17 protein-coding genes and 1 other annotated feature are annotated in these 21068 nt (G+C 45.7%); of the genes, 14 read left to right on the top strand and 3 right to left on the bottom strand.

Features of this window, described 5'->3' with window-relative positions:
- The first annotated feature begins 4 nt into the window (after window positions 1-4).
- Complete coding sequence (locus ACYVD3_RS24475; RefSeq protein WP_002603763.1) at window positions 5-457, top strand: NUDIX hydrolase; 453 nt, start codon at window positions 5-7, stop codon at window positions 455-457.
- A gap of 103 nt (window positions 458-560) precedes the next feature.
- On the opposite strand, the gene ACYVD3_RS24480 is transcribed toward ACYVD3_RS24475, so the two are convergent.
- Entirely contained in the window at window positions 561-1382 is an 822-nt protein-coding gene (locus ACYVD3_RS24480; protein WP_460645115.1) for a CZB domain-containing protein, read from the bottom strand.
- Window positions 1383-1664: 282 nt separating this feature from the next.
- Here ACYVD3_RS24480 and ACYVD3_RS24485 point away from each other — a divergent pair, with 282 nt between their 5' ends.
- The 4 genes from ACYVD3_RS24485 (at window position 1665) to cysK (ending at window position 5731) form a co-directional block, all read left to right on the top strand.
- Window positions 1665-1898 carry a hypothetical protein gene (locus ACYVD3_RS24485; RefSeq protein ID WP_460645116.1) on the top strand — a complete coding sequence of 78 codons (234 nt, stop codon included), beginning with the start codon at window positions 1665-1667 and terminating at the stop codon, window positions 1896-1898.
- Between the two features lie 34 nt (window positions 1899-1932).
- Window positions 1933-3009, top strand: coding sequence for a 5'-3' exonuclease (locus ACYVD3_RS24490; RefSeq protein ID WP_460645117.1), 1077 nt, complete (start codon window positions 1933-1935; stop codon window positions 3007-3009).
- A 182-nt stretch (window positions 3010-3191) separates the two neighbouring features.
- Window positions 3192-4688, top strand: coding sequence for a carboxypeptidase M32 (locus ACYVD3_RS24495; protein WP_460645118.1), 1497 nt, complete (start codon window positions 3192-3194; stop codon window positions 4686-4688).
- Between the two features lie 113 nt (window positions 4689-4801).
- Complete coding sequence (gene cysK / locus ACYVD3_RS24500; protein WP_460645119.1) at window positions 4802-5731, top strand: cysteine synthase A; 930 nt, start codon at window positions 4802-4804, stop codon at window positions 5729-5731.
- A 72-nt stretch (window positions 5732-5803) separates the two neighbouring features.
- Here cysK and ACYVD3_RS24505 read toward each other — a convergent pair whose 3' ends face one another.
- A complete protein-coding gene (locus ACYVD3_RS24505) occupies window positions 5804-6640 on the bottom strand; it encodes a YihY/virulence factor BrkB family protein (protein ID WP_460645120.1) in 837 nt (278 codons plus the stop codon).
- 229 nt (window positions 6641-6869) lie between these two features.
- On the opposite strand from ACYVD3_RS24505, the gene ACYVD3_RS24510 reads away from it, so the two are divergent.
- Window positions 6870-7760 (top strand): SPL family radical SAM protein, encoded by an 891-nt coding sequence (locus ACYVD3_RS24510; RefSeq protein ID WP_460645121.1) that lies wholly within the window; start codon window positions 6870-6872, stop codon window positions 7758-7760.
- On the opposite strand, the gene ACYVD3_RS24515 is transcribed toward ACYVD3_RS24510, so the two are convergent.
- Entirely contained in the window at window positions 7757-7927 is a 171-nt protein-coding gene (locus ACYVD3_RS24515) for a hypothetical protein (RefSeq protein ID WP_460645122.1), read from the bottom strand. The genes ACYVD3_RS24510 and ACYVD3_RS24515 overlap by 4 nt on opposite strands.
- A gap of 113 nt (window positions 7928-8040) precedes the next feature.
- Here ACYVD3_RS24515 and ACYVD3_RS24520 point away from each other — a divergent pair, with 113 nt between their 5' ends.
- The 8 genes from ACYVD3_RS24520 to ACYVD3_RS24555 all read left to right on the top strand — a co-directional run bounded on the left by ACYVD3_RS24520 (window position 8041) and on the right by ACYVD3_RS24555 (window position 20941).
- Window positions 8041-9771, top strand: a complete 1731-nt coding sequence (locus ACYVD3_RS24520) for an ABC transporter ATP-binding protein (protein WP_460645123.1) — start codon at window positions 8041-8043, stop codon at window positions 9769-9771.
- A gap of 1 nt (window position 9772) precedes the next feature.
- Complete coding sequence (locus ACYVD3_RS24525) at window positions 9773-11518, top strand: ABC transporter ATP-binding protein (protein ID WP_460645124.1); 1746 nt, start codon at window positions 9773-9775, stop codon at window positions 11516-11518.
- A gap of 313 nt (window positions 11519-11831) precedes the next feature.
- Window positions 11832-12071: a hypothetical protein gene (locus ACYVD3_RS24530; protein WP_460645125.1), complete on the top strand. Its 240-nt coding sequence runs from the start codon at window positions 11832-11834 to the stop codon at window positions 12069-12071.
- Between the two features lie 254 nt (window positions 12072-12325).
- The gene (locus ACYVD3_RS24535) at window positions 12326-12517 is read left to right on the top strand and encodes a hypothetical protein (RefSeq protein ID WP_460645126.1); all 192 of its coding nucleotides are present in this window, start codon (window positions 12326-12328) and stop codon (window positions 12515-12517) included.
- Window positions 12518-12590: 73 nt separating this feature from the next.
- Window positions 12591-12838: a binding site (T-box leader), on the top strand.
- A 79-nt stretch (window positions 12839-12917) separates the two neighbouring features.
- The gene (pheS, locus tag ACYVD3_RS24540; protein WP_460645127.1) at window positions 12918-13937 is read left to right on the top strand and encodes a phenylalanine--tRNA ligase subunit alpha; all 1020 of its coding nucleotides are present in this window, start codon (window positions 12918-12920) and stop codon (window positions 13935-13937) included.
- A gap of 18 nt (window positions 13938-13955) precedes the next feature.
- Window positions 13956-16376, top strand: coding sequence for a phenylalanine--tRNA ligase subunit beta (gene pheT, locus ACYVD3_RS24545; RefSeq protein WP_460645128.1), 2421 nt, complete (start codon window positions 13956-13958; stop codon window positions 16374-16376).
- 146 nt (window positions 16377-16522) lie between these two features.
- Window positions 16523-17725, top strand: a complete 1203-nt coding sequence (locus ACYVD3_RS24550; protein ID WP_460645129.1) for a phosphopyruvate hydratase family protein — start codon at window positions 16523-16525, stop codon at window positions 17723-17725.
- Between the two features lie 654 nt (window positions 17726-18379).
- Window positions 18380-20941, top strand: coding sequence for an LPXTG cell wall anchor domain-containing protein (locus ACYVD3_RS24555; RefSeq protein WP_460645130.1), 2562 nt, complete (start codon window positions 18380-18382; stop codon window positions 20939-20941).
- Window positions 20942-21068: the final 127 nt, after the last annotated feature.

The following is a 21068-nucleotide window of genomic DNA, read 5'->3' on the forward strand; positions in this document are numbered from 1 at the left end:
TGCAATGATAGAAGCAACGAGTTGTGGCGGTGTGGTTATTTTTCGAGGTAAAATTCTGGTTTTATATAAGAATTACAAAAATAAGTATGAAGGTTGGGTTTTGCCAAAGGGAACAGTAGAAGCGGGTGAAGAGTATAAAGAGACGGCTCTCCGGGAAGTAAAGGAAGAGACAGGGGTAAGTGCGTCCATAATCAAATACATTGGTAAGAGCCAGTACTCCTTTAACACGCCTCAGGATATGGTGGAAAAAGATGTGCACTGGTATCTAATGATGGCCGACAGCTATTACAGTAAACCACAGCGGGAAGAATATTTTATTGATTCAGGATATTACAAGTTCCATGAAGCGTATCATCTTCTGAAATTTTCCAATGAAAAGCAGATATTGGAAAAGGCCTACAATGAATATCTGGATTTAAAGAAGAGCAATTTGTGGGGCAATAAGAAGTATTTTTAAGAGATGAGGCCAGGAAATCACCTGGGTTTCAGGCGGGAGAGCCGGAAAAGTTTAACAACGACTTTTCCGGTTCTTCTCATAGGCAGGGAACAAAGGATAACTCTTAAAAAGCAGCCTCCAGCTCTTTTAATTTGGCTGACAGGGCATTTGTATTGAGCTCAAAAATAAGACCCTCGCTTCTGGGGCTTTCCATCACATGATTGATATAGGAGCAGCGTCTTACCATAGGGTCTTCATCCCTGCCGTCAACGGTATCAAGGTCTTCCACGGCAACGATTTCATCCACCACGATCCCCCATTTAATGCCGTCCAATATAAGAACCATCTCTTTGTAAATGGTGGAACGGAACAGATCCTTTGTCTGGTCCAAGAGGCCCAGGATGACCGGCATGGATTCTTCCTTTACCCGTTTTAAAACCTTAAACAGGCATTCGTCCCTGTTGCAGTTTTCACAGTCCTTTTTGCACTGCTCTGCTTCATCCGCAGCCATATGAAGCTTTGCGTGAGGCTCCTCTATTTTCCGGAGATGGTAAGCGATGGCAAGGTTGTCGGTCTTGAAATTATCGTACCATCTTCCCAGGGCACACTGATGAGGATCCTTTGCCAGGCGGAAATTTCCGCCTTCTTCGATGAAACGCTCCAGTTCATGTACCCAATTAACATGATCCTGTTTTCTGGCGTCAATCATTTCTTCAAACTCCCTGCATTCATGGGAAATGGACTTTAGGCCAAAGGTGACACGCAGGTCAAGCATTTGCACCACCTCATTCCGGTGTTTGAACATTCCGGTCACATTGGCCGGGGCGGCCGGTATTGTGCTGTAGTTGGGCAACTGTACAATGGTTGATATGTATTTACTGTTGATGCAATAGAGGGAACCGGCAATTTTAAATAAAATATACGGATATTTGATTTCTTTTTCCATTTTCTGATAGTACCTTCCCTTTTTATTATTCTTGATAGTTGTATTATAAGTCCTCTTGCTACATAGTTCAACGTCTTTTGAGGAAAATTATATCTTAAAACTTACTGAATAGACTATGAATAACTGGAAATTCAGAGTATAATAAATCTGGATATTTGATCGGACGTGTTTGGAGGGGGGAATTCAGATTTGGCTGGATGATATGGGAAGTAATGTCTGGAATTGCTGTTAAAGAAACAGTTCGTATCATGACGCAGAACAATTTATCAGGGAGGAAGGAACATGGTAAAAGTAAGCTCTTTAAGCCGCAGCATCACTGCGTTTTATGTGGAATGGAGTGCTCTCAATCACTACTTGTCATCCTATGAATGCGAACGGAATGGGATACCTTATGTTGGGTTTGGGGATCCTCGCGTTCAAAAGCTGTGGAAGGGATTATCTGCTCAGGAGCGGAAAGAAGTTATGAAACGCCAGGGTGCAAGAAATGAGACGGAATTGCAGAATTATTTTACCTGATTCTGCAAAGATTTTAGAAGAAATGGAGAAATACATGTCTGAAAGAAAATTTGTAGTGGTTGACGGCTCTTCTATGCTGTCGACCTGTTATTATGCGGTTTTACCAAGGGAAATCATGTTTGCAAAGTCAGAGGAGGAAAAGCAGAAGCATTATGATAAGATCCTTCACGCAAAGGATGGCACTTATACCAATGCAGTTTTTGGAATGCTTAAAATGGTAGTCTCCCTGATGAAAAAACAGCAGCCGGACCACATTGTCTTTGTGTTTGATAAAACAAGGGATACCTTTCGAAGAGAACTGTATCCGGACTACAAGGGAACCAGGGGGATTACTCCGGAACCCTTAAAGAACCAGTTTGTCCTGATGGAAGAAATTTTAAAAGACGTGGGCTTTCAGGTGCTTTTAAGTGAACAGTATGAAGCTGATGATTATGCCGGAAGTCTGGTCATGAAGTTCAAGGAGGAGATTTCCATGATCCTGCTTACAAAGGACCACGACTATCTCCAACTGGTAAACGATGAATACAATGTCCGGGCGTGGATGGTCCAGACCCGCCAGGAAAAGGCGGATGAGCTGTATCATAAATATTATTCTTTTTACGGCGTAAAAAAGGAAGAGGTAAACCTTCCGGAAAAGGTTTTTGAATATACCGCTGATACGGTGCTGAGAGAAGAAGGAGTAAGACCGGAGCAGATTGCGGATTTAAAAGGAATCCAGGGAGATTCTTCTGACAACATTCCTGGAGTAAAGGGAGTGAGCAGCGCGGCGGCGCCTCTTCTTCGGGAATACGGCACTGTGGAAGAGATATACCGTTCCATTCGCGAGGCCGAATCTGATAAAAAGAGCTTAAAAGAACTCCAGGATTTCTGGAAAAACCAGTTGGGCATCACCCGTTCTCCTTATAAGGCACTGACAAAGACCGGCGAGGAGGAATTATGCGGGGAAAAGGCAGCCCTGCTTTCCAAGACCCTGGCCACCATGAAAATGGATATTCCAATTGATATGGGGCTTGAAGATTTTTCTGCGGAAGCGTATCAGGAAGAAAAAGTCAAAAAATGGCTTAAAACTCTTGATATAAAAGAAGCTTCCATTTTTGGTACGGGAAAGTGATGCTTTTAAAAGTATTTTTTCATCCTGCCTGGGGACACTCATACAGAGCGTCCCTGATTTTAAGTTAAATACTTTGCAGAAAACCAGGGAGTATTTGACTATTACGTCATTCAGCAGATGCAGGAATGCATGCATTCCTGCATTTGCCTCATTACTTGTATAAATAAAAGGAGAAACTGATTATGAGCAAATCTTATGAAATTTTGTCCTCGTTGCTGGAAAAGACCATGGCGCTTCAAACTTCCCTGGTTCTTTTTGAGTGGGATAATGAAACCCTTGCGCCGGAAGCTGCCGGTTCCTATACTTCCAGGGTGATCGGTGCGCTTTCTGAAGAATATTACAGGGGAATGACAGGAGAAGACATGGGGAAAGCCATTGACGACTGTGAAAATGATAACAGTCTGTCAGATGTGGAACGGGCCGTTGTCAAGGGAGCCAAGGAAGCCAGAGAAGAACTGATCTGCATCCCGTCAAAGGAATACCGGGAAAATGCCCAGCTCATAGCCGAGGCTGCCAGGATCTGGTCAAAGGCTAAAAAAGAGGAAGATTTTGATTCCTTTGCGCCGACCCTTGAGAAGGTGATCGGCTTTAAAAAGAAGTTCGCCTCTTACCGGAAAAAGGAAGGCCAGAAGCTTTATGACATTTTGCTGGATGAGTTTGAAAAAGGGTTCAATATGGAGCTTTTGGATGAGTTTTTCAGCCGTTTGAAAGAGGAGATCGTGCCTCTTTTAAAAGAGATCAAGGAGCATGGGAAAACCATTGACGATTCTTTCTTATCCGGCGGTTATCCTGAGGAAAAACAAAGGGAGATAGCCCGCTATCTTGCTGAATACGTTGGTTTTGACTTTACAAAGGGCGTGCTTGCAGAAAGTGCCCATCCCTTTACCACCAATCTCCATAACCATGATGTGAGGATCACTACCAGCTACAGGAAGAAGATGGACAGTTCCATGTTCTCTGTGATCCACGAGGCCGGCCATGGACTTTATGAACTGGGGATCAGCGATGAACTTACCCAGACTCCCGTAGGGCAGGGAACATCCATGGGAATGCATGAATCCCAGTCCCGCTTTTTTGAGAATATCATCGGCCGCAGCCAGGCTTTCTGGGTTCCTCTTTATGAAAAGCTTCAGAAGCTTTATCCTGAAAAATTAAAGAAAATCTCCAGAGAGCAGTTTATAGAGGCGATCAATAAGGTGGAGCCAAGCTTTATCCGGACAGAAGCAGACGAACTCACTTATAATCTCCATATTATGATCCGTTATGAGATTGAAAAAATGATCATGGAAGAAGATGTGGACTTAAAGAAGCTTCCGGAGATCTGGGCAGATAAATACGAAGAATATCTTGGGGTGCGCCCGGAAAATCCTTCGGAAGGGATTCTGCAGGATATTCACTGGTCCCAGGGGCTTATGGGTTATTTTCCGTCTTATGCCCTGGGAAATGCTTTTGGAGCACAGCTTTATTACCATATGAAAAAAGAGATGGATTTTGACCAGCTTCTTATAAACGGAAAGATCCATGTGATAGGAGAATATTTAAGAGAGCATGTACACAGATTCGGAAAAATGAAAACCAGCCGTGAAATTTTAAAGGATACTACGGGAGAAGATTTCACACCGGATTATTTCATTCAGTATCTGAAGGAAAAATACAGAAAGCTTTATGAACTGTCATGAGGGCTGGGCGAACCGCTTCCATCCGGTGAAACAAAAGGCAGAAGGGTCCGGCAGGGCTGAAATAAAAAAGGGAATTTAAATCACAATATTTTGCAGTCGAAAAGAGGATGAATATGGAAAATATTAAAAAAAGCGCATCTGAACTCATCGGCCGTACTCCCCTTGTGGAATTGTGCAATTATGGGAAGCGGCATAAGGCGGCAGCTTCCATTATAGCAAAGCTGGAATATTTTAATCCGGCGGGAAGCGTAAAGGACCGGGCTGCCCTTTACATGATTCAGGATGCAGAGAATTCCGGCGCCTTAAAGTCTGGTGCAACGATTATAGAACCTACCTCCGGCAATACGGGAATCGGCATTGCCAGCATTGCGGCCATGAGGGGATATAGGGCCATCCTTACTATGCCGGAGACCATGAGCGTGGAACGGCGCAATCTTTTAAAAGCATACGGAGCGGAAATCGTATTGACAGAAGGAGCAAAGGGGATGGCAGGAGCCATTGCAAAGGCAAAAGAGCTTCAAAAGGAGATCGCCGGTTCCCTTATTCTGGGCCAGTTTGACAATCAATCCAATTCCAGAGCCCACTTTGAAACCACCGGTCCGGAGATCTGGGAGGACACTGATGGAATGGTGGATATTCTCATAGCCGGTGTGGGAACCGGAGGCACTATCACCGGAGCAGGAGAATACTTAAAAAGCAGGAATCCTGAGATAAAGGTGATCGCAGTGGAACCTGCCGCCTCGCAGGTTCTTTCCGGAGGCAAGCCGGGTCCTCACGGGATCCAGGGGATAGGAGCCGGATTTATTCCATCCATCCTGAACAGGGAGATTTATGATGAAATCATACCGGTGGAAAATGGGGATGCTTACGAGACAGGAAAGGAAATCGCACAGACAGAAGGGATCCTGGTAGGAATATCTTCCTCTGCGGCCGTATGGGCTGCAAAAGAAGTGGCAAAGCGTCCGGAATATGCAGGAAAGAGGATCGTTGTAATCCTTCCTGATACAGGGGACAGATACTTATCCACTCCTTTGTTTACCTAAATGATTTTATTGAAGCTGAAATAAATTAAAAACCAGGGCTGCCCATATTCTGCAGGCCCTGGTTTTTCTTAGTTATGAGCGTGTATGCTCCTTCCAGCTTAAGGAATAATAATAATTAATCTCGGCTCCGAAAAACAGGATGCAAATGCAGGAGTAAATCCACAGCATCAGCAGCACAATGGCGGTAAGGCTGCCGTACATGACTGAGTAATTACCGAAATTATTAAAGTAAATGGAAAATGCAAAGGAAAAAGCGATCCATCCCAAGGTAGAAAAGGCGGCTCCCGGAAGCTGCTTATAAAATTCCTGCTTTTTTTCCGGAACATAAGTATAAAGAACGGCAAAGCAAGCTGTCAGCATGAAAACCAGCATGGTGCGAAATGTAAGAACATACTGGGTGATCTCGCCTAACAGGGGAAAATGGCGGTTCATAAAGCCTTGAATGGAGCTTCCAAGAACCAGGAGCACAAGGGTCATGAGGCAGATGGCCATAAAGATAATGGTATATCCTGCACAGATGATCCGGGTCACAAAATAATTCCGCTTTTTCTCATGACCGTATACCCGGTTTAAGCCCCTTTCAATGCTAAGCATCCCTCTGGAGGCGGACCATACGGCAGCTACTGCGGTAGCGGAAAGGACAGCCACAGGAGAATTGGTGTAAAGGTCATCAATGACAGTTACGATTATGCTGTTCATTTCCAGGGTACTTGGGATGATCGTGATAATAAGCTGAAGCAGATTGGCTTTTGTAATGGATGGAATAAGCTGTATCAATGCCAGCAAAAGCATCATAAAAGGAAATGCCGCAATGATGGAGAAGAAGGAGGCCTGGGCCGCATACACCGTCATTTCATCCTTGCTGTATTTGTCGTAGATTTGTTTACAGCGCAATAGCAATCGAATCATAAGATCTCCTTTTCCTGTCATGATTTTTTTTCGCTGGTATTAGCATATTATCATGGGACAAAAAAAATATCAAGGCATTCCGCTTCGCTTCTTATCAGTGGGGGGAGATTGCTTGTTTGCGTTCAAATAACCGGTAAATAATCCGTACATGATTGACAGATCCGGTCATAAATCATAGAATGGATCCAGTGAGTATCAGGATGGGCAGTGAGGAAAGGAATGAAAACGGATGGAATATATTCCTGCAAAGACCATAGTGACCAAAACAAAAGGCTCCCAGTGGTTTGGCATTGATTACAATATGAATATTTATAAAGGGTGCTGCCATGGCTGCATTTATTGCGACAGCCGTTCGGATTGTTACAGGATCCAGGATTTTGACACGGTACGGGTGAAGGAGGATGCCCTTCGGATCATCCGGGATGATTTAAGGCGCAAGGTAAAAACCGGCGTTGTGGGAACAGGAGCCATGAGCGATCCCTATAATCCCTTTGAACGAGAGCTTGAATTGACAAGGCATGCCCTTGAGCTTATTGATGCATACGGTTTTGGGGCGGCAGTTGCCACAAAAAGCGCTCTTCTTAAGCGGGATATGGACATTCTCAAAGGGATCAAGGAGCATTCCCCTGTTTTGTGCAAGGTGACTGTTACCACTATTGATGACGGTCTGGCGAAAAAAATTGAACCCCATGTGTCCAGCCCCACGGAGCGGCTGGATTTGATTGAGAGTTTAAGAGCAAACGGCATATTTGCAGGAATCTTATTAATGCCGGTGCTTCCGTTTCTGGAGGATAGTGAGGAAAATATCCGTTCCATTGTAAAAGCAGCCCATGATACAGGGGCCTGTTTCATTTATCCTGCTTTTGGCGTAACCCTGCGGAACAATCAAAGAGAATGGTATTTTGATTCCCTTAAGGAGCTGTTTCCTCAAAGAGATCTGGTTTCCCAATATATTAAAAGCTATGGAAACAGTTATGAATGCACAAGTCCAAGGGCAAGGAAGCTGTGGCAGGTATTTTCCAAGGAGTGCGAAGGGTACGGAATCTTATACCGGATGAAAGACATTATCCATGGATACAAAAAGAACTATGAGGTGACCCAGTTAAGCCTTTTTGATTAGGCAAGAGACATCAGCGCTCCGAAATAGGAAACAAATTCCCTGGCTATGATTGAAACATAGCCGTTTTTCTTATAAACGGCAGCCATTCTGGTTACAGTATCTTCAGAGTCGATTTCCCGGTAAACGAGATTGGTGTGCTCTGATGTTTTTCTGATGGATTCAGGCACATTGGGATATCCTCTATTTCATATTTATATATTGTAATATTATACTGAAATGATATAATGTTACAATATGCTGTATCAAAAAAGTGTGAATTTTTAATTGGGGAGGAATTAGGATGAAAAAACTCCTGAAATATCTGAAAGACTATAAAAGAGAAAGCGTTATGGGGCCGTTATTTAAGCTTTTGGAAGCCTGCTTTGAACTATTGGTGCCTCTTGTAATGGCAAAGGTCATTGATGTGGGGATCAAATCCCAGGACATGCCCTATATATTTAAGATGGGCGGATTCCTGGTACTGCTGGGTATCATAGGTCTTGTCTGTTCTATTACGGCCCAGTATTTTGCGGCAAAGGCAGCGGCGGGCTTCGGCACTGCCCTGCGGAATGATCTGTTTGCCCATATAAACAGGCTTTCCTACCAGGAGATCGATTCCATTGGAACCGCGACACTGATCACCCGGATCACCAGCGATGCCAATCAGGTTCAGTCGGGTGTGAACTTGTTCCTTCGTTTGTTTCTGCGTTCTCCCTTTGTGGTGTGCGGGGCCATGATCATGGCATTTACCATCAATGTCAGGGCAGCTTTTGTTTTTGCGGTCCTGATTCCCCTTCTTTCCCTGGTAGTATTTGGCATTATGCTGCTTAGCATCCCACTGTATAAAAAGGTGCAGAGACAATTGGACCAGGTACTTCTGACTGTCAGGGAGAATCTTGAAGGCGTCCGTGTCATCCGTGCCTTTGCCCGTCAAAACGATGAGATCCGGCGGTTTGATGAGGAAAACGGCCTTCTCGTTCGCTTTCAGGTATTTGTAGGAAAAATTTCAGCTTTAATGAATCCCCTTACCTATGTAATGATCAACGTAGGGATCATCGTTCTTATAAATACCGGTGCCGGACAGGTCCAAGGAGGCATCATCACCCAGGGGGCTGTGGTTGCTTTGGTAAATTACATGTCCCAGATTTTAGTGGAGCTTGTAAAACTGGCAAACTTAATCATCACGATCTCAAAATCCCTGGCCTGTGGGAGCCGTATAAACGCTGTGCTTGAACAGGAACCGGGAATCGTGGAAACCGTTCACAAGGCTGTGGAAGAGGAGCCAGGCGCACCAAAAGTGGAATTTGACCATATGTCTTTTACTTATGGAGGGGCAAAAGAGGCGGCCTTAAGCGGCATATCCATAAAGGTCATGAGGGGAGAGACCATTGGGATCATCGGCGGGACAGGCTCCGGCAAGACTACCCTGGTAAATCTGATCCCCAGGTTTTATGATGTCAGTTCGGGCTCCGTAAAGGTGGGAGGAGTTGATGTAAAACAATATCCTTTGAAGCAGTTGAGGGAGCTGGTGGGCATTGTGCCTCAAAAGGCAGTGCTTTTTAAGGGAACCCTTCGGGATAATATGAAGTGGGGGAAAAAGAATGCCACGGATGAGGAGATTTACCAGGCTCTTGCCATCGCCCAGGCAAAGGATTTCGTAGAGGAAAAGGGTCAGGGACTGGAGCTCATGATCCAGGCTGGCGGGAAAAACCTTTCCGGCGGGCAGAAGCAGAGACTTGCCATTGCCAGGGCTTTGGTAAAAGACCCTCAGATTCTTATTATGGATGACAGCGCTTCTGCCCTGGATTTTGCTACCGATGCAAAGCTGAGAATGGCAATAAAACAAAACACCAGAGACATGACCGTATTCCTTGTATCCCAGAGAGCTACCACCATTAAAAACGCGGACAAGATCCTGGTTTTAGATGACGGGCAGATGGCAGGCTGGGGAGATCATAAGGCGCTGTTTGCTTCCTGTGAGGTTTACCGGGAAATCTGTTTATCCCAGTTGTCAGAAGAGGAGGTACAATAACATGGATATGAAAAAATACAGATCCACCGTCAAACGGATCCTTGGCTGCATCGGCCGGTATCAATGGGGAGTCTTTGCTTCCCTGGCCTGTGCCTTTGTCACAGTCCTTCTGACCTTATACGTTCCCATCCTCATAGGCCGGGCCATTGACTGTATTGCTGGAACAGGAACCGTTGATTTTCCCGGCATGTGGAAGATTTTAAGGCAAATCGGAATCATCATAGCCATAACGGCAGCATCCCAGTGGCTTATGAGCCATATCAATAATCTGGTGACCTACCGGGTGGTAAAGGATATCAGGACCCAGGCATTTAATAAGCTGGAAATCCTGCCTTTAAAATATATTGACTCTCATTCTCACGGAGATATGATAAACAGGATCATTGCGGATATTGATCAGTTTTCCGATGGGCTGTTAATGGGCTTTACACAGCTTTTTACCGGAGTCCTGACTATTTTTGGAACTCTGTTTTTCATGTTTTCCATGAACCCGGCTATAGCCATTGTGGTGGTGGTGGTGACGCCTGTTTCCCTGTTCGTTGCCAGTTTTATTGCAAGAAGGACCTACCGGATGTTCAAGATGCAGTCCCAGACCAGGGGAGAACTGACTTCTCTTGTGGAAGAGATGCTGGGGAACCAGAAGGTGGTGCAGGCTTTCTGCCATGAAGATGATGCCCAGGAACAGTTTGAAACCATCAATGAGGATTTACGCCTGTGGAGCCTTAAAGCCACATTTTTTTCATCCATCACAAATCCGGCCACGCGCTTTGTAAACAGCCTTGTTTATGCCAGCGTAGGAATTGCAGGCGCCTTTGCTGCTGTAAAGGGACTTTTATCCGTTGGCCAGCTTGCCAGCTTCTTAAGCTATGCCAATCAGTATACAAAGCCCTTTAATGAAATATCAGGAGTGGTCACAGAACTTCAAAATGCCCTGGCCTCTGCGGCACGGGTGTTTGAATTGATTGACCAGGAGCCTCAGGTGCCGGAGGATTCTGACGCTGCTGTGCTTTGCAATGCAAGGGGTGAAATCTCCCTGGAGCATATGTACTTTTCCTATAATCCGGAGATTCCTTTAATCGAAGATATGAATCTAAAGGTACTGCCGGGCCAGAGGATCGCCATCGTAGGCCCCACCGGCTGCGGAAAAAGCACGGTAATCAATCTTCTCATGCGTTTTTATGATGTGACTTCCGGTTCTATCCGGGTGGATGGGACAGATGTGCGCCATATGACAAGGCAGAGTTTAAGGACCAATTACGGCATGGTGCTTCAGGAAACGTGGCTGAAATCCGGGACTATCCGTGACAATATCGCATATGGAAAGCCGGATGCATCGGAGGAAGAGATCATCCTGGCGGCAAAGGAAGCCCATGCCCACGGCTTTATCAGGCGAATGACTGAGGGATATGACACCGTCATATCGGAAGACGGCGGGAACTTATCCCAGGGTCAGAAGCAGCTTTTATGTATTGCCAGAGTCATGCTGTGCCTTCCTCCCATGCTGATCCTTGACGAAGCAACTTCTTCCATTGATACCAGAACCGAAATAAAGATACAGAAGGCTTTTGGAAAAATGATGGAGGGCCGGACCAGCTTTATTGTTGCCCACCGGCTTTCTACCATCAGGGAAGCGGATGTGATACTGGTAATGCGGGATGGCCATATCATCGAACAGGGAACGCATGAAAGCCTGATTTCCCAAAACGGTTTTTATGCGCGGCTTTATAATAGCCAGTTTGCTGTGTAACTCAGATGAAAAAGCTGACAAACAGCGCCAAAAACATATCCGGGATATGCTTTTCTGGCGCTATTCTTTTTTCTTATTATGAAATCTCCTATAAAGTTCGATATTCAATACAAAAAGAACTTTACAAAGGCGGTAGAAACATGTCTGAAATCACGATGAATGTCAGGGAAACTGCCTCTTTCAGGCCCGCAAGAATCCCGTTGCAGTATACGGATCAGGGAAGGGATTATGGGTGAGTTTTTAAGATACAGTTTCTGTAAAAGGCAGTGAAAATAATTGTTATATGTTATGTTTTAAAGAACAGGGGGAAAAAATGAGTTTTTTAGATATCATATTGATGGGTGCATTGCTTATTGAAAGTGCACTCCTGATTTTGTTGGTTCATTTTTATAAAAAAGAAAAAGAAAAGGTTCAGGTTGAAAAAGTTAAAAGAGCGGAAGATAAGGAATATATTGATGTTTTTATTGAGCACCTGGAAAAAAGGGCGGAAACATATGAGATACTCCTTGAGTTTAAGCGCATCCTGGAAGAATCCTATAAGGATGCCATTTGAGAAAAGAAAACAGACGGATGGTCCCATTTCTCTTAAGCTTCAGAAAAGGGAAGTGATTGAAAAAATAATGAAAATATAGTATAATTATAAATACTAAATGGTGGAGAGGGGGATAAAGGAACTGTTTTTACGTCCACAGTTCCTGGAAAATCATGAAAGTATGTCCGCACTGCGGGAATCAGATTCCTGATGATAACAACAATATTTACTGCCCTTATTGCAATCACATAGCAAATGAAGAGGTGCTGCTCCGTATGAAAATAGAGAAACAACTGCACAAGCCGGAGAGCGAGCCCAAAAAGCCGGTGACAGGCAAAAGCCGTTATGATGATGATGACTTTGATACAGTAAAGGTTTCCCATGACAGGAACCCTTATATTTCTGCGGCGGTCAGTATTGCTGTAATCGCAGTTGTTATTGCGGCCTTTTATTTCCTTTTGAGATAAGCCATATAAAAATAATCCTTGACATTTTGAACATCCGTTATTACAATGGTACCTAACGTTACAATTAAAAATATCAAATGCAATGAAGGTGTCAGTAAATCCTTATTTTCTTCCAGAGAGAAGGGGCCATCGGCTGCAAGCCCTTTTAAGTTCAGATAAGAGATTGAATTTCCCACCGAAGCAGCATGATTGAAACCAGAAGACAGCTTTGGCTGCCGGTCTGGCGGGTAAGTCATGACGTCCGTACACGTTATGTATACCGAGTGCCTGTGTCACACACAGGAATGAGGGTGGTACCGCGAATATAGCTTCGTCCCTTTTTGGGGCGGAGCTTTTTTTAGTGCATTTTGACGTTAAAGCGGGCGAAAACAAAATTTGATCATGAAAGAAGGAGAGCAGGATGAAAGATCAATTAGAAAAAATCAAACAGGAAGCATTGAAGCAGATTGAAGCTTCGGATGCTCTGGAAAAACTTAATGACATCAGGGTTGCTTATCTTGGAAAAAAGGGCGAGCTGACCAGTGTATTAAAGAGCATGAAGGATGTTGACCCGGAAGACAGGCCAAAGGTGGGCCAGATGGTCAATGACGCCAGGGCTTTGATCGAGGGAAAATTAGAAGAGGCCATGTCCGTTCTCCAAAAAATGGCCAGGGAGGAACAACTGAAAAAGGAAGTGATTGATGTAACACTTCCTGCTAAACGGAACAAGGTAGGTCACACCCACCCTAATACCATAGCCCTGGAAGAGGTTGAGAGAATCTTCATTGGCATGGGATATGAGGTCATCGAAGGGCCGGAGGTGGAATACGATTCCTATAATTTTGAAAAATTAAATATACCCAAAAATCATCCGGCAAGAGATGAACAGGATACCTTTTATATCAGTGACAACATCGTATTAAGAAGCCAGACATCACCGGTCCAGGTGCGTACCATGGAAAAGGGCAGGCTGCCCATCCGCATGCTGGCTCCGGGCCGGGTATTCCGTTCCGATGAGGTGGACGCCACCCATTCTCCTTCCTTCCACCAGATCGAAGGACTGGTAATTGATAAAAATATCACATTTGCGGATTTAAAGGGAACCCTGGCAGAATTCGCAAGAGAGCTTTTTGGACTGGAAACAAAAGTGAAATTCCGTCCTCACCATTTCCCATTTACAGAGCCAAGCGCGGAAATGGATGTTACCTGCTTTAAATGCGGGGGAAAAGGCTGCCGTTTCTGTAAAGGCTCCGGCTGGATTGAGATCCTGGGCTGCGGCATGGTTCATCCAAACGTGCTGACAATGAGCGGAATTGATCCGGACGAATATTCCGGCTTTGCATTCGGTGTTGGATTGGAGCGTATTGCCCTGTTAAAATATGAAATTGATGACATGAGATTATTATATGAGAACGATATCAGATTCTTAAAGCAGTTTTAGGGAAAGGGAGATAGATCAATGAATACACCATTATCATGGATTAAAGCATATGTTCCGGATTTAGATGTAGCGGCTCAGGAATACACGGATGCCATGACGCTTACCGGATCAAAGGTTGAGGGCTATGAATGCCTGGATAAAAACTTAGAAAAAATCGTAGTTGGACAGATATTATCCATTGAGCGCCATCCGGATGCGGATAAGTTAATCATCTGCCAGGTTGACGTTGGAACGGAAACCGTCCAGATCGTTACAGGCGCATCCAATGTAAAAATAGGAGATAAGGTTCCTGTGGTATTGGATGGAGGAAAAGTGGCAGGAGGCCATGACGGCGGTCCCCTTCCGGAAGAAGGAATCCGGATCAAAAAGGGAAAGCTGAGAGGAATCGAATCCTGCGGCATGATGTGCTCCATCGAGGAATTGGGATTTTCCAATGAAATGTATCCGGATGCTCCGGAAAGCGGAATTTACATTCTGCCTGAGGATACAAAAACAGGTGCTGACGCCATTGAAGTGCTGGGCTTACATGATTCCGTATTTGAATACGAAATCACCTCAAACCGTGTGGACTGTTACAGTGTCATAGGAATTGCAAGGGAAGCGGCTGCAACCTTTCATAACCCCTTTGTGCCGCCGGTAGTGGCCGCTACAGGCAACGGGGAGGATATCAATGATTATTTGAAGGTGACCGTGGAGAACAGCCGCCTCTGCCCCCGTTATTGTGCCAGAATGGTGAAAAATATAAGGCTTGCTCCTTCTCCGGCCTGGATGCAGAGACGTCTGGCAGCATGCGGAATCCGCCCCATTAATAATATCGTTGACATTACCAACTATGTGATGGAAGAGTATGGCCAGCCCATGCATGCATTTGATTATGATCTCCTTGTAAATCATGAGATCGTTGTAAAATGCGCCAAAGAAGGGGATACTTTCCAGACCCTTGACGGACAGGAGAGAAAGCTGGACAGCGCGGTTCTCATGATCAATGATGGGGAAAAGGCGGTGGGGATTGCCGGTATCATGGGGGGAGAGAACTCCAAGATCACCGATGAGGTGAAGACCATGGTATTTGAAAGCGCCTGCTTTGATGGAACCAATATCCGTCTTTCCTCCAAAAAAGTGGGATTAAGAACGGATGCTTCCGGTAAATTTGAAAAGGGCCTTGATCCTAACAATGCAGAAGAGGCGATCAACCGCGCCTGCCAGTTAATCGAAGAGCTGGGAGCAGGAAAAGTCGTAGGGGGAATGATCGACATTTATCCAGAAAAGAGAGAAGGAAAAAGACTTCCTTTTGAGCCGGAAAAAATGAACAGGCTTCTGGGAACAGAGATCCAACCGGAAACAATGCTGGGATACTTTAAAAAGCTGGATTTGGGATATGACGAGGCTGCCGGTGAGATCCTTATTCCCACCTTCCGCCAGGATTTAGACTGTATGGCCGATCTTGCGGAGGAGGTTGCCAGATTCTTCGGATATGACAAGATCCCTGTATCCCTGCCAACAGGCGAGGCAACCACCGGTAAGCTGTCCTATAAATTAAGGGTGGAAGAGGTGGCAAGAGAAGTGGCGGAATTCTGCGGATTCTCCCAGGGAATGACTTATTCCTTTGAAAGCCCCAAGGTATTTGACCGGCTTTTGATTCCAAAGGACAGCCCCCTCCGTGTGGCGGTGAATATTTTAAATCCTCTGGGAGAGGATTTCAGCGTTATGAGGACCTCTCCACTTCATGGATTGTTAAATTCTTTATCCACCAATTATAACCGCCGGAATAAGAATGTCCGCCTTTATGAGCTGGCTAATATTTATCTTCCAAAGGCGCTTCCTTTAACCGAGCTTCCTGATGAAAGAATGCAGTTTACCCTGGGCTTTTACGGAGACGGTGATTTCTTCCATATGAAGGGCGTCATTGAAGAATTTTTCGATAAAACGGGAATGCACAAAAAGCCACATTATGATCCAAAGAGCGGAAAAACATTCCTTCACCCGGGAAGACAGGCAGATATTGTTTATGATGGAGTGACCATTGGATATCTGGGAGAAGTCCATCCGGAGGTAGCTGACAATTACAAGATCGGAGACCGGGCCTATGTGGCTGTGATTGATATGCCATCCATGATTCCGTTCACCAGCTTTGACCGGAAGTACACCGGAATTGCAAAATATCCGGCTGTTACCAGAGATATCAGCATGGTGGTTCCCAAGGAAATCCTGGTTGGGCAGATTGAAGAGGTTATTGAACAGCGGGGCGGAAAAATATTGGAAAGCTATGAGCTTTTTGATATTTATGAAGGATCACAGATTTTATCAGGATATAAGTCCGTTGCCTATTCCATCACCTTCCGCGCAGGAGACCACACTTTGGAGGAGCAGGAGGTTCTTACTGTGATGAAGAAGATTCTTAACGGATTACAGGGACTGGGAATTGAACTTCGGGCATAAGAGCTTTTTATGGATAATTAATTAGGAAAGATGTCAGGATGAAAGGCGAATTCATCCTGGCATTTTTTTCTCTGTACTTGCATGGATATGGTAAATTCCGTCAATCCTTACGGTAAGAATGCAAGAAAAGGCAGGGAGGCAAAACAATGTTAAACGAACTTGATATTATAGAAGTAACAGCAAGGACAGTCCGGGATTCCTGGGGATATCCCGGGATTGAAGCCGAGGTGGTGCTGGAAAACGGCGCACATGGAAGGGCGGCAGTTTCTCTGGGAAACACAGGCAGGGCAGAAGAACTGGCAGACACCGTCAATGACCGGCTTTCGGAAATCATATTATTTGAGGATGCATCGGATCAGGGAAAAATAGACCGGATGCTTTTGCAGGCAGCAGAGGAGAGCGGAGCGGAAAAAAACGGAAATCAAGGAATTCTGGCTTTATCCATGGCCGTTGCAAGGGCGGCAGGCGCGGGACTTGGCCTTCCTCTTTACCGTTATCTGGGAGGCACTTCTGCTCCGGTGATGCCGGTTCCCATGATGAGCATGATAAGCGGAGGCGGCGGAGATAAAGGTCTTGATTTTCATGAGATCATGATCGTGCCTCAGGGAGCCCGGTCTTATTCAGAAGGGCTTCGTATGGGGGTGGAAATTTATCAGACCTTAAAAAGGCTTTTATCCATGAGCGGGCTAAGTACCTCCACGGGAGACGGCGGCGGCTTTGAGCCGGATATGAAAAATTCAGAGGAAGCGCTCCACTACTTAATGGATTCCTTTAAGCTTACGGGATATAAACCGGGGACTGATGTGCTGGTGGCCATCAATGCAGGGGCGGACCGGCTATATGTAAAGGAAGATGGGACTTACTGTTTTTCAAAAGAAAGTAAAAAAGGCGGAATCTCCATCAACAGGGAGCAAAAGGATATGATTGCCTATTACATGAGGCTGGCGGACGGATTTCCCATTTGTGCGGTCATGAACGGACTGTGGAAAGCGGACTTAGAGGGTAGAAGACAAATGATGAGTCTGCTGGAGCATCGTACTCTCATGGTATCCGATGATTTTACTGCAGCTAACGCCACGATCATCCGCATGGAACAGGCAGGGACCGTTACCGGGGCACTGGAAATGGTGGAAAAGGCGAGGAAAGCCGGGCATAAGGTGATCATTGCCAGTGATGTCAGGGATACGGAGGAGTCTTTCATTTCCGATATGGCTGCGGCTGTCCGTGCCGACTATGTGAAAAGCGGCGCACCCTGCAGAGGGGAGTGCACCGCCAAATACAATGAGCTTTTGCGCATTGAAGAATTTTACAGGAAGCCTTGGCGGTTGGCGGCAGAATATTCTTATTGACCGGCTTGAAGAAAAAAGAAATGGGGTCAGCTTCCTGCCGGGAAAATCCCGCGCATATGGCTATATAATTACGGTCATTTCGTAATTTTAAGACCGGAACAATTTATGCTGTTTTGCCTGAAAACTGACTGTTATAAATATCAGCATAAACACCGTCTTTGGAAATCAGTTCTTTGTGGGTACTTGTTTCTGTAATGTCACTGTTTTGCCTTACCACAATGTTGTCACCATATGGCATTTTGTATAACCATTTCGGTGCGCTGTTCATATGGATGTGGTGCTGATGATGCAGGAAAGTTTTTCAATAATTCATTAAAATTTACAGGTCAGCCAACTATAAATGGCTGGCCTTTTTTACTTTATAGGAAATTTTTCATATCGCAAAAAAATAGTGTATAACAGGTTTGAAATAAAAAAAGGCATGGCATAAGAGTGAGGTGTGACTTCGCGATGACATTGTTTGTGAAGTTTTTTGTTTCAAGTGTTGACTGCATTATTTGACGATTTTGAGAATGCCGGGAATCAGCCACAGGAATCAGTCAGAAGAAAAAATCGCTACATGAAAAGCCTTATTAAGTACATTTTAAATCAATTTCTTAATTCTCAATCTATACTTATCGTTTCAAAGTGCTTTAATATGCTAGGAGGAATGCTATGAAAATAAAAAAGGTGCTATCACTGCTTTTGGCTGTGTATTTGCTGATACTCATATTTCCCGCAGCAGCATTCGCATTGGACGAATCGGCAGAAAAATTTTCGCTATCTGGGAGCGAGACTGTAATAGAAAGTCCGTCGGTGGAGGAACAAGCGGCAGAAGAGCAGGAGGTCATATCTGCAGGAGGGTCAGAATCAGAGGCAGCGGAAACAGAGACAGCAGAAACAGAGGCAGCAGAAACAGGGGCAGCAGAAACAGAGACAGCAGAAACAGATGCAGCAGAAACAGGGGCATCAGAGGCAGAGGCAGCAGAAACAGAGGCATCAGAGACATCAGAGGCAGCAGAAGTAGAGACAGCAGAAGCAGAAGCTTCAGCAGAGGAGGAGCCGACGGAAGATCCTGACCTTCTTGAACTGGATTTACTGGATTCGTTTCCTATTGAGATCGACATTGAAACTGTTTCAGGAAGCGGCAACGGTTATATCTTTAACAATGATATATTGTCTTTCACTGGGAGTGCAACGGGCAATGAATATGTTCTTACCGGAACCTCCGCCACTAGAAGAATTGTAGTGGAGAATGGCGCAGATACACAGATTATGATTAAGGATCTTCATATAGAAGCCAATGATGAGCCGGCTTTTGAGCTTCAAAACAATGCAAGGTTAACGCTCATTCTTGAGGGAATGAATACCTTGAAGTCTCAAGGAATTGGATTTACGAATACTGCAGGCTTAAGCGTTTCTGCCGGGACAGAAATCAACATTAGCGGTGACGGAAAGCTTGAAGCCATAGGAGGAGAGTTGGGGGCGGGAATCGGCGGCGGCTATTACGGTGCCGGCGGTACGATCATTATTTCTGATAAGGCAGTTGTTACCGCAAAAGGCGATTTTTATGGAGCAGGAATCGGAGCCGGCTTTGGTGGCGCTGGCGGTACGGTTACCATCTGTGATGATGCAGTTGTTGATGTAACGGGCCCGTATGGAGCAGGAATCGGCGGGGGCTGTAGTGGTGCCGGCAGCACGATTACCATTTCTGATAGGGCAAATGTTAATGCAACGGGCGGTTGGACTGGAGCGGGAATCGGCGGCGACTATGGTGGTGCTGGCGGTACGATTACCATCTCTGGTGATGCAGTTGTTAATGCAACGGGTGGTGAATTTGGAGCAGGAATCGGCGGGGGCGATAGTGGTGCCGGTGGCACCATTACCATTTCTGATAGGGTAGCTGTTACCGCCAAAAGCATTTTATTTGGAGCAGGAATCGGCGGCGGCTATTACGGTGCTGGCGGTACGATTACCATCTCCGATGATACAGTTGTCGATGCAAAGAGCAGTTGGGCAGGAGCAGGAATCGGTGGCGGCTATGAGGGCGACGGCGGTACGATTACCATCTCCGGTAATGCAGTTGTTGAAGCAACAGGTGGTGCATATGAGGGGGCCGGAATCGGTGGCGGCACAAATGGCAATCCTGCAAACATCCATATCGGCAGCGCAGTGGTTGTAAAGGCATATGCGCGTAATGTTGCCGCGATTCATGCTTCGGGAAATAATAACGGCATCGGCGGAGATGTGGGATATTATGTAAATGTATATTTTGATAATCCCGATTTCTCCGGAATGCATTCAGCCGTAGATCGCAACAATGAAACAGAGTTTCGCATTTTCAATACGAATCAGAAGACCGGTCCTTTAAAACTTCCGGCGGACTATACCAGTTTTGCTTATACGACGAGAAATACGAATCCGGAGGACAGCAAGATCTTCGCATACAATATGGGAGGAACCGCGTTGGGAACGGTCGTTACGGTGGCGGGCGATTTGCCGCAAATCGGCTCTGTCAACACAAACGCAGTCCTGCCAGTGAAGCTGGTTTCTCTTCCGGCACCTTTTGCTGGAACACCTTCCGCAGTCAATGTTACTCAAACCAGTGCGGAGCTTATTAACACAGGCCACTACCTTGACGGTGATGTTTTCCTGTCCGGCAGATTTCAGTACTCCACTCAGACTGATGCGGCCGGCAAGCTTACCGGCAGTATCGTAACTGTTTTATGGGATCATGATCAGTCTGCACCTGTTACAAAGGGAGTCATTGGACTTACGCCGGATACGAAGTATTATCTGCAAACCTGTTTAAGTACCGACACCGGAGAGTATTTAAGCACCGTAGTTTCCTTTACCACTCTGTCCAGCTCAGGAGGCGGCGGAGGCAATAGCGGAGGAGAACCCGGTGGAGGAGAAACCGGCAACGGCGGCAGCGAAACCGGCAGTTCCGGAAACAAAGAAACCGGTGGTGCATCCACACCTAGGCCTGTTCCCGCTCCAAGCCCCGGAACTCACAATCCAGGTAATCGGCTGGAACCCCAAGCTGACGGCGACGTCCCTCTGGGCACCTGGATCCTGGGAGATGACGGACAGTGGATCTTTGACGAGGCTGTTCCGCTGGATGGCCTGCCAAAGACCGGAGAAAGCAGGGATTTGTCGATTGCAGCCATCTTGATGCTGGCGTCTATGTCCGCATTGATTTATCTGTTTGTTAAGCGGAAGAAACTTTCTGCGTGATTTCATGCGGTTTTCCTGAGGGCCGTTCCGTTACTTAGAACTACATGGAAATCACTGGGATTGATCTTGTAAATTTTTAAAAGTATATATGATTGTATCTTTATTGAGAGGCGGATTCATCTGCCTC

It is taken from the genome of Lacrimispora brassicae, assembly GCF_054772055.1.